This is a genomic window from Acidovorax sp. LjRoot118, from assembly GCF_964253575.1.
Taxonomy (GTDB): Bacteria; Pseudomonadota; Gammaproteobacteria; order Burkholderiales; family Burkholderiaceae_C; genus Acidovorax.
On the sequence record NZ_CAXURB020000001.1, the window covers coordinates 2486121 to 2499401 of the forward strand.

The following is a 13281-nucleotide window of genomic DNA, read 5'->3' on the forward strand; positions in this document are numbered from 1 at the left end:
CTGCTCCCGAAAGGATTTCCATGAAAAAGCTGCTCACCGCCCTGGCCCTGGCCCCCTTGCTGCTGGCTGGCGCCCTGGCGCACGCCCAGGGCGCGCACTCCGACCAGGAAACCAAGGCCGACATCCAGCGCCACCGCGCCATGGCGGCCGCGCACGAGGCCGCAGCCAAGTGCCTGGAATCGGGCAAGGGCCATGACCAGTGCCAGAAGGAACTCCAGGTCGCTTGCAAAGGTCTAGGTATCGGTAAATTTTGCGGCATGCGCCACGTGCACTGACCCATTGCACGCCACGCCCGCGCATCTGTAAGAAAATACGCCAGCCCTGCCACCAAGGACTTTCCATGCACCGCCACCCTCTCTCGTCCCGTTCCTTGCCAGCCCAGTCTGCCGCACTGGTGCTGGCCTGCGCCCTGGCGGGGGTGGGCAGCGCCCATGCCGAAAGCAAGCCTGCGGCGACGGCCGGAGCGCCCTACAACACGCCTGTGCTCAGTTCGCCCATGCCGGGCACGGCGCCCACGGGCTCCGGCGCGGGCTACCACAGCCCCAACAGCCCGATTGCGCCACTGCCCCAGCGCACCGACGTGGTGCCATGGTCGTTGCTCAGTGACCTGACCAAGAAGACCACCAAGGACGGCATCCTGCCCGTGTTCAACGCCCAGCAGCAGGGCATGGACAAGACGGTGCAGCGCATCCAGGGCTTCATGATGCCGCTGGATGCCAAGGCCACGCAGACGCACTTCCTGCTCACCTCCGTGCCGCTGACATGCTCGTTCTGCATTCCGGGCGGGCCCGAGAGCATGGTCGAAGTGAAGGCCAAGACGCCCGTGCGCTACTCGCTCGAACCCGTGGTGGTCGAGGGCCGGTTCACGGTGCTGCAGAACGATCCTTACGGCCTGTACTACCGCGTGGTCGAAGCCGTGCCGGTGAAGTAAGCAGACCATCCTTGTCGTGACCCACCCGCGCATCCAGCCGACTGCCCTTGCGGCCGCTGCCACCCGTCCCGGTCAGCGGCAGGGTGGGCGCGCGTGGGCGGCCCATGCGGCGCTGGTATGGCTGGTGCTGGCGCTGGCCTGGGTGCCCACCATCGGTCGCCTGCACCAGATCGCCCATGCCCAGCCACTGGCGCAGATCCATGCCGGCCATGGCGCGCTGGCCGTGGTGGAGCATGCGTCCGTCCATGCACCGGGCATGCTCGGCGGCTTCCTGTCCAGCCACAGCCTGGTGGACTGCCTCTTGCTCGACCAGCTCGCGCTGGGTGATACCTTGCACAGCGCCGCACCGGCGCTGCTGCCCAGCTTGCCGGCCCTGGCGCCGGTGGCCACGCACGCCGAGCGCGTGCTGGCGCGCCATGTCGCGCTGTTCCAGGCGCGCGGGCCGCCCGCCTTGCGGGGCTGAAGACTCTGCCTTTGCCATCCCTGCCGCACTGCGCAGGGGCTGGCGGGTGCATCCGGCCCCCTTCCCCTTGATCCCCCTGATCCCCTAGCGGCAGCTGCCTTGAATCCAGGCGGCTCAGCCGTGCGTCCCCTTTTTTCTCCATGCCTGCCTAGCAGCATGAATGCGCGCACCTGCGCCTGGCCTTTGCCTACGAACACCATGACGACACCACAACGCCACTCCACCCCTCGCCGTACTGCCCTGCATCCCACCTTGCATCCCGTGGCCCTGGCCGCCATGCTGGCGATCTCGTCGGGCGGCAGCTTCGCCCAGACGGCTCCCCCCGCAGCGCCCGGCGCCGCAACCAACGCATCCACCCTGCCTTCCGTCACGGTGTCTGCCAGCGGCCTGCAACTGGGCGCCGGCGAAATGACCACGCCGGTGAGCGTGCTCGAAGGCGACGAACTCGTGCGCCGCCGCGAGGCCACGCTGGGCGAAACCCTCAACAGCGAGCCGGGCATCACCAGCAGCCACTTCGGCGCGGGCGCCAGCCGCCCCATCATCCGCGGCATGGACGGCCCGCGCGTCAAGGTGCTGTCCGACGGCGCCGAGCTGCACGACGCCTCGACCATCAGCCCCGACCACGCCGTGGTGTCGGAGCCCTTGCTGGCCACGCAGATCGAAGTGCTGCGCGGCCCCTCGGCCCTGGTGTATGGCAATGGCGCCGTGGGCGGCGTGGTCAACGTGCTCGATGGCAAGATCCCCACCGCCATTCCGCAAAAGGGCTATGAAGGCAGCGCCGAGCTGCGTGCCAACACCGGTGCGCGCGAGGGGGCAGGGGCCTTCTCGCTGACCGGCGGCGCCGGCAATCTGGCCGTGCACGTGGAAGGCGTTTCTCGCGATGCCGGCGACTACCGCGTGGGCAAGGGCTGGGCGCCCAATGGCGAGCCGGCCAAGAAGGTGCTGGGCAGCTTCAACCGCACCGACACGGGCAGCGTGGGCCTGTCCTGGGTGGGCGACCGAGGCTACCTGGGCGCCGCCTACACGCGCCAGACGGCACGCTACGGCCTGCCCGGCCACAACCACAGCTTCGAGGGTTGCCACACCCATGGCAACAGCCTGCACTGCGGCGAGCATGGCGGCGAAGAGGAAGGCCATGACCACGGCGCCGAGGCCGGCGACGTGCCGGTGGTGGACCTGCGCAGCGAGCGCTTCGACGTGCGCGGCGAGCTGCGCAACCCGTTTGCCGGCTTCTCGGCCCTGCGCCTGCGCGCGGGCGTGACCGACTACGTGCACGACGAGGTGGAGGACGGTGCCATCAGCACCACCTTCAAGAACAAGGCCTACGACACCCGCCTTGAGCTGCAGCACGAGCCGATTGCCGGCTTCAAGGGTGTGTTCGGCCTGCAGACATCGCAGCGCAAGTTCAGCGCCGAGGGGGAGGAGGCCTACGTGCAGCCCACCACCACGCGCAAGACCGGCCTGTTCGTGCTCGAGGAATACCGCCTGGGCGACTGGCGCTTCGAAGGCGCGCTGCGCCATGACCGCCAGACGACCGAGGCAGAGACTTCGGGCATCGAGCGCAGCCACAACGGCACCTCGGCATCGCTGGGCGCCGTGTGGCAGTTCACGCCCGGCTACCAACTGGGCACGTCGCTCACCCGCGCCAGCCGCGCACCGTCGGCCGAAGAGCTGTACGCCAACGGCCTGCACATGGCCACCAGCACCTACGAGCGCGGCAATGCCGACCTGCGCTCCGAAACCTCGCAGAACATCGACCTGAGCCTGCGCAAGACCAGCGGCGACACCACCTTCGGCGTGAGCGTGTTCCGCAACCGCATCAGCAACTACATCTACGGCCGCACGCTCGACGAGGTGGACGGCCTGCAGCTGCTGCAGTACGCCCAGGCCGACGCCACCTTCACCGGCATCGAAGGCCAGGTGCGCCAGCGCCTCACGCGCAACCTGGGCGTGACGCTGTTCGGCGACACCGTGCGTGCCCGGCTGGCCGGCGGCGGCTTGCTGCCGCGCATTCCCGCCACCCGTGCCGGTGTGCGGCTTGATGCGAACTGGAACGCCTGGGACGGCCAGGTCGAATGGGTGCAGGTGGCGCGCCAGAACCGCGTGGCCGAGTTCGAATCGGCCACGCCTGGCTACGGCATGCTCAACCTGGGCGTGAGCTACAGCGGCAAGGTCAACGGCGAGACGCCCTGGCAGGTCTACCTCAAGGCCAACAACCTGGCGGACCGCCTGGCCTATGCCCACACCTCGTTCATCAAGAACGCGGCACCGCTGATGGGCCGCAACCTGACGCTGGGGGTCAAGGTCGCATTCTGATGTCTGGGCCGGCCGCAGGGCCGGCCCAACGTTCAGGGTTTACACGAAACGTATATGTTTCGTATAATTCAGCCCATGGGTATCGTTAAAATTTCAGACCAAATGCATGAGAACCTGCGCATTGCCAGCAATGCGCTGTCTCGTTCCATCAATTCACAAGCCGAGCACTGGATGCGCGTGGGCATGCTCGCCGAGCTGCACCCCGAGCTCAGCCACAGCCAGATCTGCCAGATGCTGATCCGCGCCGAACAGTCCGGCGGGTTCGATCTGGCCGTGCTGGCCCAGGCCTTGCCGTCTGCCGATGGCGGCAGCAAGCCCAGCGTTCAGGTAAGGCGGGTGCAGTGATGGGAGCCAGGCCCCCCCAGGTGATCATCAAGACGCCCGCCGAGATTGCCCAGTCGCGCATTGCCGCCCAGTTGGCGGCCCGGGTGCTGCAGATGATAGGCCCGTACGTGCAGCCCGGTGTCTCCACCGAAGCGCTGGACGACCGCTGCCGCGAATTCATCGTGCACGAGCTGCAGGCCATACCGGCCAACATCGGCTACCACGGCTTCACCAAGACGGTGTGCACCTCCGTCAACCATGTCGTCTGCCATGGCGTGCCGGCGGCCGACAAGGTGCTCAAGAAGGGCGACATCATCAACATCGATGTCGCCGTCATCAAGGATGGCTGGTTCGGCGACACCAGCCGCATGTACTACGTGGGTGAGCCCAACCGCCTGGCGCGGCGCCTGGTGGAGACCACCTACGAAGCCATGTGCGCCGGCATCCGCCAGGTACGCCCTGGCGCCACGCTGGGCGACGTGGGCCATGCGATCCAGAGCGTGGCCGAGCGCGAACGCTTCAGCGTGGTGCGCGACTACTGCGGCCATGGCATCGGGCAGATCTACCATGAGGACCTGCAGGTGCTGCACTACGGCCAGCGTGGCCAGGGCATCGTGCTGGAAGAGGGCATGGTCTTCACCATCGAGCCCATGATCAACGTCGGCAAGCGCGACACCCGCGAGCTGCCCGACGGCTGGACCGTGGTCACACGCGACCACTCCCTCTCGGCCCAGTGGGAGCACATGGTGGCCGTGACGGCCGATGGTTTCGAGGTGCTGACGGCCTGGCCCGAAGGCACGGGGAGCTATCCGGCGATTGCCTGAAAAGGGCAACTGCCGGGCGGGCACGCTCAGAGCGACTGCGCCTGGCCGGCGATCAATTCCCGCAGCCACTGCTGCGCGGGATGCGCATCGCCGCGCCGATGCCAGACCAGGTGGAAGGCGATGGGCTGCAGCGCCACCGGCGGCGCAAATATCGCCAGTTGCTGGTGTCCGGCCGAGTGCAGCGCCACGCGTCTGAGCAGTGTGGCCGCCATGTCCGTGCGCGCCACCATCGCTGGCACCGCAAACAGCTGCGGCAGGGTGACGGCGAGGTGGCGGCGCCTGCCGAGCTGCGCCAGCGCCTGGTCGACCAGGCCATGGCGGTCCCCCTCGGGTGACACCAGCACGTGGGACAACGCCAGGTAGGTCTCCAGGTCCATGCCATGGCACGCCTGCGGATGGCCGCGCCGCACGATGGTCACGAACTCGTCCTGCAGGATGGGGCGGGTGAGGATGCGCCCGTCATGCTGCGTCGGGGGCACGCCTACGGCCGCATCGATGCTGCCTGCATCGAGCAGGTCCACCGCGCTGTCGCGGCCGCGCACGGCATGCACGTTCAACGACGCACCGGGCGCCTGCAGGCGCAGGGCCTCTACCAGGGCTGGAAGCAACACCATGGCGGGGTAGTCGTACAGGCCCAGGTTGAAGGTGAAGGAGGCGGTGGCCGGGTCGAACTGCGGCCGGGGCACCACAGCCGCTTGGATCTGCCGCAGCGCCTGCGCAATAGGCTCGGCCAGGTCCCGGGCACGCTGGGTGGGCAGCAGGCCGTCGGCGCTGCGCAGGAACAGCGGATCGGCGAACAAGTTGCGCAGGCGCGAGAGGGCGGCGCTCATGGCCGGCTGGCTCACGCCCACGCGCACGGCGGCGCGGGTCACGTTGCGCTCGTCCATCAGCGCGTCAAACGCGGCCAGCAGGTTCAGGTCGACGCCATAAAAATTCATAAATCAGATATTTATTTATATCGTCCATTTGTTGGACGGATTTTAGGGGCGTCCACAGAATCGCGTTATCCCTTGTGCAACCCCTTTTTCAAAGGACGACCGATGACCGAAACCCTCCCCCATGCCGAGCAGCTGCGCCAGGAGCGCCTTGCCGTGGAGACGCTGTACCGTGCCTTCAGCGACAAGAACCCCGATCTCATGGACCAGGCCGTGACGCCGGACTGGGACGACATTCCCCTGGCCCCCGGCCAGGGCCCCGGACCCGGCGGGCTCAAGCCAGTCATCGCGGGCTTCATCGAAGCCCTGCCGGACGTGCAGATCACCATCCATGATCTGCTGCAGCTCCCGGGCCGTGTGGCTGTGCGGGCCGAGATCACGGGCACGCACCGCGGTGCGCTGTTCGGCATTGCGGCCACGGGCAAGCGGCTGACCATTCCCATTCATGAATTCCATGAGCTGCGCGATAGCCGCATCAGCCGCACCTGGCATCTGGAAGACTGGTTCGGGGCTTTCTTGCAGATGGGCAGCTTTCCGCCGCCGTCCGAAGGGGCCCAGCCCTCCGTCAAGGAGGCCGCATGAAAGCCCTGCGCATCCACGGCTTCGGCGGGCAGGACCAGGCCGTGCTGGAAGAGGCCGCGCTACGTTCACCGGTCGACGCCCAGGTCGCCGTGCGGGTTGAGGCCGCCAGCATCAACCCGCTGGACCTCAAGATCCTGGCCGGCCATATGCAATCCGTGTTTCCGGTGGCGCTGCCTTACACCCTGGGCACCGATTTCGCGGGCGTGGTGGAGGCAGTCGGCCCGCTGGCCAGCAGGTTCCGCCTCGGGGACCGGGTGGTGGGCCGACTGGACCCCACTAAGGGTGGCGCCCTGGCGCAGGCCGCGCTGGTGCCGGAGCAGGCGCTCTGCCTGCTGCCCGCCAGCATGGCCTGGGAGCAGGCGGCAGCCTTGCCCACCGCGGCGGGCACCGCGTGGCTGGCGCTGTTTGGCGTGGGCCGGCTGCAGGCCGGGCAGCGCGTGCTGGTGCATGCCGCAGCAGGGGGTGTGGGCAGCTTCGCCGTGCAACTGGCGCGGCAGGCAAGGGCCTATGTGGTCGCCACGGCATCGGCCCGCAACCAGGAGCTGGTGTCCGGGCTGGGCGCGCATGAGGTGATTGACTACCAGGCGGGCGACTTCGCTGCGCAGGCGCATGGGCTGGACCTGGTAATCGACACAGTAGGCGGCCTTGCCACCGAGCGCTCCTGGCCTCTCATCCGCCCTGGAGGTGCCCTGGTGTCGCTGGTGGACCATGCCATCGCAGATCAGGGTGCGGTGCGCGGTGCGTTCGCCTTCTTCAAGCACGATGCATCGGTGCTGGACCGCATCGTCGAGCGCTTTGGCGCTGGACGGTTGCAGGTGGTGCTGGACACGGTCCATTCCCTGGATGGCGCGCATGCCGCCATCGACAAAGTGGCGACCGGTCACGCACGAGGCAAGGTGATCGTGCGGACGTCCCATTGAAGGACGAGGCAAGGGCAGGGCATTGCCGCGCCCTTGTCTACCGCTTGCCCTGCATCGCCTCGAACTGCTCCACCGGCATGGGCCGCGCAAATGCAAACCCCTGCAGCACATCGCACCCGGCGCCCACCAGGTAGTCGATCTGCGCCTGGGTCTCCACGCCTTCGGCAGTGACGGCCAGGCCCAGGCCGTGCGAGAGGGCGATGATGGCCTTGACGATCATCCGGCTGTGCTCCTGCTCGGGCAGGTCGCGGATGAAGCTGCGGTCGATCTTGAGCCGCTTCATCGGCAGGCGCCGCAGGTAGGCCAGCGACGAGTAGCCGGTGCCGAAATCGTCGATGGCCAGGTGCACGCCCAGCTGGCTCAGGCGATGCAGCGTGCTGGCGCAGGCGTCCATGTTCTCCATGAGCACGGTCTCGGTCAGCTCGATCTCCAGCAGGTGGGCCGGCAGGCCTTCCTCGCGCAGGATGTCCATCACGCGCTCCAGGAACTGCGGGTCGTTAAGCTGCCGCGCCGAGACGTTGACCGCCACGCGCAAGGGGTTCTGGCTCTGTGCCTGCCATCGCGCAGCGTCCCGGCATGCCGTGTGCACCACCCAGTAGCCCAGGCGCACGATCAGGCCGCATTCCTCCGCGACCATCACCGCCTCCAGCGGCGGGATGTTTCCCAGCTTGTCATGCGACCAGCGCAAGAGCGCCTCGGCACCGATCATCTTCTGGTCCCCGGCCGAAAACACCGGCTGGTAGTGCAGGGCCAGGCCTTGCCCGTCCTCCAGCACCTGGCGCAGCGCTTTCTCGATGGCATGCCGGCGCACGGCGGCAAGGTTCATGGACGCGTCGAAGCGCTCGCAGCGGTTCTTGCCGAGGTCCTTGGCGCGGTACATTGCCGTGTCGGCGCTGCTGATGAGGCTGTCCCGGTCCGGCGCGTCCCCCGGGTAGGTGGCGATGCCTGCGCTGCAGGTCACCATCACCTCCTGGTCCGACTCGACAAAGCCTTTCTCGAACACGGCGACGATCCTGCCCGCGTAGCTGCCAAGGGCTGCCTCGTCCATGTCCAGCCGCAGGATGACCGAGAATTCGTCGCCCCCCATGCGGCAGATGTCGTCCCCCGCCCGCACCACCGACTGCAGGCGCTGCGCCACCTGGCGCAGCAGGCCGTCTCCGGCGGCATGGCCGAAGGTGTCGTTCAAGGCCTTGAAATTGTCCAGGTCGATGTAGACCAGTGCCAGCTTGCTCCCCAGGGTCGACGCCCGGGCGATTTCATGCGCCAGCCGTTCGTTGAAGAAGTGCCGGTTGCCGACCCCCGTCACCGCATCCTGGTGGGCCAGCACCTGAAGGCGGCGCTCCGCCTCGCCGACCGCCGCGCGGCTGCGCAGCACCAGCGCGGTGGCCAGCGCCATGGTGCCCCCGGCGATCAGCAGTGCGCCGCCGAAGCGGATGACCAGGTGGGTGTAGACCTCGGCCATCGACTTGCGCAGGTAGATGCTGCCCGAGCTTTTGCCCCTGAACTTCACCGGTTTGGCCATCTCCAGCAGGTACAGGCCCTGGTACTCGAAGTCCCCGTTGCCGCCACCCGGCAGCGTGCCGGGCGCCACCTGGTCGCCATCGCGCTGGTACGAGGCGAGGAGGACGCCCTGCGCATCGTAGATGCCGGCCATCAGCACCATGGGCGAGGCCCTGAGTGCGCCCAGCATCTCTTCGGTGGTGTGTGCATCGCGGAACATCACGGCCGTGGAGACGTTGTCGGCCACGATGGCCGCTTCCACCCGGCTGTCTGCGAGCATGGCCTTGCGGCTGCTCCAGTAGTCGAAGGCCGTGAGGGCCAGGACCATGGTCAAGAGGGCCAGTCCGGTGGCCAGCAGCCCGGTCGCCACCACGCGCGACGACAGCTGCTCCGAGTTGGTGGTGGCCGGGCTGTCGAAATTCATCGGGCCCCCCTGGACAGGCGCAGCAGGCGTGAGCTGACCGAGAGGCCTGCCTTGCCGATCGCCTCGGCATTGATGTCGAAGACGATGCGGTCGCCCTCCCGGTGCAGGGTGATCATGATCTCCGCCGGGGCGGTGGCCGGTTCGTCGGCGATGGTCAGCACCGCGGTTTTGCCCGGCGCAGCGCGCAAGGCACGCAGGGCGCGGTCCGTGTCCGCGCCATGGAGGACCAGCACGCGGCAGTCGTCGAGCTCGTTGGCCTCCCACAGCCGGATGCGGATGGGGTTGTCCTTGCGCGCGGGCCGCCCCTCCAGCGCCAGCAGGGTGCGCTTCAGGGGGCTGAAGGGGGACACGCAGATGGTCCAGTCGCTGCCGGCGCGGCCATCCCCCTGGGGCCATTCGATGAACTGGATGAAGTTGAAGACATAGGCCGCCTTCATCTCGTTTTCGCCGACCTTCTCCTGTGCACGGCCCCAGGGGCAGCACGCGAGCACGCACAGGCCCGCCAAAAGGGCTTTGTGCAGGCGGTACACGTGCAGCATGGCCTAGAACGCGTAGGTGAGCTTGAGGCGCCAGGTTCTGCCGTCCTGCGCCATCGAGTCCCCGCGGATCTCGAAAGACGCCGGGTCGGCAAACCGCTTGTCGAACAGGTTGTACACCCCGAGGGCGACGTCGGTGCCCGCCAGCCGCGTGGTGTAGGTCAGGTTGGCCACCGCATGGGCGGGCAGGCGCGATGCCAGCGTGCTGCGCGCGCCGATGGCGATGGCCTCCACCCCGTAGCGCCCTCGGGCCCAGGGGGCAGCGTCGGCGCCGCCGATGGCGCTGGACCAGTGCGCCTTCAGCAGGTGCCGGGGCGAATTGGCCAGTGTTTCGCGGGTGACGGCATCGCGCGCCTGCTGCCAGCTGTAGGCCACGCGAAACCGGGTATCGGGCCCCAGGCGCCTCTCGATTTCTGCCTCCATCCCGTACACGCCGGCACTGTGGGCGTCGCTGAACATGAGCCGGTCGGCCTGCAGCGCATCGCCGATGGCCAGCAGGTGCGACACGCGCGACTTGAACACCGTGACCAGTGCCCGCGTGGCACCCGAAGGGGCGTGCTCCAGCACCAGCTCCGTGGTGCGCACCCGCTCCGAGCGCAGGCTGGCCGTGCCCACCACCCCGCCGGGGGTTTCCACGCGGTAGTCGCGCTCATAGGCGTTGGGCGGCCGGTAGGCCGTGCCATACAGCAGCTTGAGGGCCGTGGCGGGCCCCACCAGGTACACCAGGCCCAGGCGCGGGTGCAGGCTGCCCTTGCTGTCCGAGTGCTTGCCCCAGCGCAGCCCTGCGTGCAGGACGAGGTCGGACCGCAGCGCCACCTCGTCCTGCAGGTAGATGCCCATGACATCGCCGCTGCTGCTTTTGTCCAGGTACTGTGCTGCGGGCGCTAGGTCCATGTTGCGCTGGGTGATGTCCAGGTCGCGCCGGTAGTCCACGCCCCAGGAGATCTTGTGCCGCTGCAGCGCCGTGCTGACCCATTGCAGTTCCGAGCCCACCCACCGGCCACGGCCAAGGTCACGGTTGGCGGTGACGGGCGGGTAGTCGTAGACATAGTCGCCCACATACCGGTACTGGCCGCCATGGATGCGCGCCGTGAAATGCAGGGCCGGGCTCCACAGGCCTGCGTACTCCGCAGAGACGCGCGTGCTGGAGTCGGCCACGCGCGAGCGCGGGTCATTGAATACCTGCGAGAAGGCGGCCGTGGGCAGGCCCTTCACGCGTTCGCCATGCGACAGTGAGAGTGTCACGCCCCCGCGCCGCACCTTGGCAAACAAGGTGGTGCTGCGGTCGTAGTCCAGCCCTTGCGCGATCCCGTGGTTCTGCTGGGGCGTATCGTAGGTGGGGTAGTAGAGGTCATCGCCCCGGGTGGTGGAGCGCGATGCGGACAGCAGCCAGTCGCCACCGTGTTCGTCCACCGTGCCCAGCGTCCAGCGCAGCTTGGCGTGGCCGTGGCTGCCCAGCTCGGTGCTGACCTGCGCGCCCTTGAACTGCCGGCCCTCGCGCGTGATGATGTTGAGCACGCCGAAAAAGGCATTCGCGCCATACACGGCCGCACTGGGGCCGGGCACGAACTCGACGCGTTCGATCAGGTCGACGTCGATGGGGAAATCCGTGCCCACCGGCGCCTGGTCGTACAGGTTGTCATTGAACCGGACCCCGTCGACCAGCAGCAGCACCCGGGTGTTGTAGTCCCCGGGCGTGGAAAAGCCGCGCATGCCCAGGTAGTGGTAGGACCGGTCGTAGGACACATACAGCCCGCGCATGCTGGCCAAAATCTCGGCCAGGTTGCGGTACCCGAAGGTGCGAATGTCCTCGGCCGTCACCACGCTGACCGCGGCGGGGGCCTCCAGCGCGCTCTGCAGGTAGCGGCTCGCGGTGCGTACCTCCATCTGCATCAATTGCTCCAGCGGCAACTGGGCGACATCGGCCTGGGCGTGCGCCCTGGGTACCAGGCAAGCGGCCATGCAGATCCCGAGGGCAAGGCGGCTGCTTCCTGCGTGGGGGGCTGTGTTGGTCATGGCATCCCTATCGAGTGGCATGTCGTGCAACTGCCACCAAGCTCTTCAGATGGCGGTAACAACTGCTTGCATGCTACTCCTCTGGTGCTCGTTGAGGCCCGTGTTTACCTTAGTTCAAGATCACCGGATCCGTGAACTCTTTCAATGAAAATATACGCAATGCGTTTGTTTGAAAACTCATTGCGTATAATTCATGGCCATGAACAGCCAACAAGACTTCCTGCGCGACGCCATGCGCCGCCTCAACCTGACGCGCGACGCGTTTTCCGACCGGCTGGGCGTGCGCCGCCGGGCGCTCGACACCTGGCTGCTGCCGGCCGACTCGGGCGAGGCGCGCAGCATGCCGGAGATGGTGGAAAAGTTCGTCTCCGAAATCCTCACGCACGAGGCGCGAGACACCGGGGCCGGGCCGGGCAGGGCGCCCGCAGCCAAGCCGCTGGCCCAGCGCATCGCGGCCGAAGGCCGGCCGCACCTGCTCTCGGTGGCCCAGTTCGACCGCGGCAGCCTGGAAGAACTGTTCCAGGTCGCCGATCTGATGCAGCCCATCGCCCGGCGCCAGAAGGTCTCACGGGTGCTCGAAGGGGCTGTGCTGGGCAGCCTGTTCTTCGAGGCCAGCACGCGCACCCGGGTGAGCTTTGGCGCGGCGTTCTGCCGTCTGGGCGGCACGGTGTGCGACACGACGGGATTCACCTTCTCGTCCATGGCCAAGGGCGAGTCGATCTACGACACCAGCCGGGTAATGGCCGGCTATGTGGATGCGCTGGTGGTGCGCCACCCCGAGCAGGGGGCGGTGGCCGAGTTCGCGCGCGCCACCAACATCCCGGTGATCAACGCGGGCGACGGCCCGGGCGAGCACCCGAGCCAGGCCATCCTGGACCTGTACACCATCCAGCGCGAGTTCTCGCGCCTGGGCAAGCTGGTCGACGGCACGAACGTAGCCCTGGTCGGCGACCTCAAATATGGCCGCACGGTGCACTCGCTGATCCGCCTGCTGGCGCTGTACAAGGGGCTCAAGTTCAGCCTGGTGGCTCCGCCCTCGCTGGAGATGCCGGCCTACCTGCTGGAGCTGGTGGCGCGCAACGGCCATGTGATCGAGCAGACGGCCTCGCTGGAGGAGGGGCTGCGCGGTGCCGACGTGGTCTATGCCACGCGCATCCAGAAGGAGCGCTTCGTGGGCGAAGCCATCGAGGGCTACACGCCCGAATTCCAGGTGCGCAAGGCGTTGGTGGACGCGCTGTGCAAGCCCGACACCATCCTCATGCACCCGCTGCCGCGCGACGGCCGCCCTGGGGCCAACGACCTCTCCACCGACCTCAACCACGACCCGCGCCTGGCCATCTTCCGCCAGACGGACAACGGCATCCCCATCCGCATGGCCTTGTTCGCGGTGCTGATGGGGGTGGAGAACCAGGTGGCGCGCTCCATGCGCGATGCCGGCTGGCGCTCGCCCTCGCACGTGGGGCCCGATGACGCCGTGTTCGACGGCCTGGATTGAGCTGCGCAGCCCTTT

13 protein-coding genes are annotated in these 13281 nt (G+C 67.8%); 9 read left to right on the forward strand and 4 right to left on the reverse strand.

The features are described 5' to 3' along the window. Positions 1 to 20: 20 nt before the first annotated feature. The 6 genes from ACSQ9E_RS11710 to map all read left to right on the forward strand — a co-directional run bounded on the left by ACSQ9E_RS11710 (position 21) and on the right by map (position 4858). Entirely contained in the window at positions 21 to 275 is a 255-nt protein-coding gene (locus tag ACSQ9E_RS11710) for a hypothetical protein (RefSeq protein WP_057203011.1), read from the forward strand. A gap of 65 nt (positions 276 to 340) precedes the next feature. Further along, positions 341 to 931 carry a DUF3299 domain-containing protein gene (locus tag ACSQ9E_RS11715; RefSeq protein ID WP_057203010.1) on the forward strand — a complete coding sequence of 197 codons (591 nt, stop codon included), beginning with the start codon at positions 341 to 343 and terminating at the stop codon, positions 929 to 931. 16 nt (positions 932 to 947) lie between these two features. Then, complete coding sequence (locus ACSQ9E_RS11720) at positions 948 to 1394, forward strand: hypothetical protein (protein ID WP_200961123.1); 447 nt, start codon at positions 948 to 950, stop codon at positions 1392 to 1394. 198 nt (positions 1395 to 1592) lie between these two features. Then, positions 1593 to 3710: a TonB-dependent receptor domain-containing protein gene (locus ACSQ9E_RS11725; RefSeq protein ID WP_436217867.1), complete on the forward strand. Its 2118-nt coding sequence runs from the start codon at positions 1593 to 1595 to the stop codon at positions 3708 to 3710. A 75-nt stretch (positions 3711 to 3785) separates the two neighbouring features. Continuing rightward, a complete protein-coding gene (locus tag ACSQ9E_RS11730; RefSeq protein ID WP_057203009.1) occupies positions 3786 to 4055 on the forward strand; it encodes a ParD-like family protein in 270 nt (89 codons plus the stop codon). After that, positions 4055 to 4858 (forward strand): type I methionyl aminopeptidase, encoded by an 804-nt coding sequence (map, locus tag ACSQ9E_RS11735; protein ID WP_057267571.1) that lies wholly within the window; start codon positions 4055 to 4057, stop codon positions 4856 to 4858. The genes ACSQ9E_RS11730 and map overlap by 1 nt, the downstream gene beginning before the upstream one ends. 26 nt (positions 4859 to 4884) lie before the next feature. On the opposite strand, the gene ACSQ9E_RS11740 is transcribed toward map, so the two are convergent. Then, entirely contained in the window at positions 4885 to 5796 is a 912-nt protein-coding gene (locus ACSQ9E_RS11740) for a LysR family transcriptional regulator (RefSeq protein WP_436217868.1), read from the reverse strand. A gap of 102 nt (positions 5797 to 5898) precedes the next feature. Here ACSQ9E_RS11740 and ACSQ9E_RS11745 point away from each other — a divergent pair, with 102 nt between their 5' ends. Continuing rightward, a complete protein-coding gene (locus ACSQ9E_RS11745; protein ID WP_057267569.1) occupies positions 5899 to 6375 on the forward strand; it encodes an ester cyclase in 477 nt (158 codons plus the stop codon). Continuing rightward, the gene (locus ACSQ9E_RS11750; protein WP_436178473.1) at positions 6372 to 7295 is read left to right on the forward strand and encodes an NADP-dependent oxidoreductase; all 924 of its coding nucleotides are present in this window, start codon (positions 6372 to 6374) and stop codon (positions 7293 to 7295) included. Before ACSQ9E_RS11745 ends, ACSQ9E_RS11750 begins: the two co-directional genes overlap by 4 nt. 37 nt (positions 7296 to 7332) lie before the next feature. On the opposite strand, the gene ACSQ9E_RS11755 is transcribed toward ACSQ9E_RS11750, so the two are convergent. The 3 genes from ACSQ9E_RS11755 to ACSQ9E_RS11765 are packed head-to-tail and all read right to left on the reverse strand — an operon-like array spanning position 7333 to position 11771. Continuing rightward, a complete protein-coding gene (locus ACSQ9E_RS11755; protein WP_436217869.1) occupies positions 7333 to 9219 on the reverse strand; it encodes a putative bifunctional diguanylate cyclase/phosphodiesterase in 1887 nt (628 codons plus the stop codon). Then, positions 9216 to 9758 carry a YfiR family protein gene (locus ACSQ9E_RS11760; protein WP_428000671.1) on the reverse strand — a complete coding sequence of 181 codons (543 nt, stop codon included), beginning with the start codon at positions 9756 to 9758 and terminating at the stop codon, positions 9216 to 9218. Before ACSQ9E_RS11760 ends, ACSQ9E_RS11755 begins: the two co-directional genes overlap by 4 nt. 3 nt (positions 9759 to 9761) lie before the next feature. Next, positions 9762 to 11771 (reverse strand): TonB-dependent receptor plug domain-containing protein, encoded by a 2010-nt coding sequence (locus ACSQ9E_RS11765; protein WP_436217870.1) that lies wholly within the window; start codon positions 11769 to 11771, stop codon positions 9762 to 9764. Between the two features lie 199 nt (positions 11772 to 11970). On the opposite strand from ACSQ9E_RS11765, the gene ACSQ9E_RS11770 reads away from it, so the two are divergent. Beyond that, a complete protein-coding gene (locus ACSQ9E_RS11770) occupies positions 11971 to 13266 on the forward strand; it encodes an aspartate carbamoyltransferase (RefSeq protein ID WP_436217871.1) in 1296 nt (431 codons plus the stop codon). The last annotated feature ends 15 nt before the right edge of the window (positions 13267 to 13281 follow it).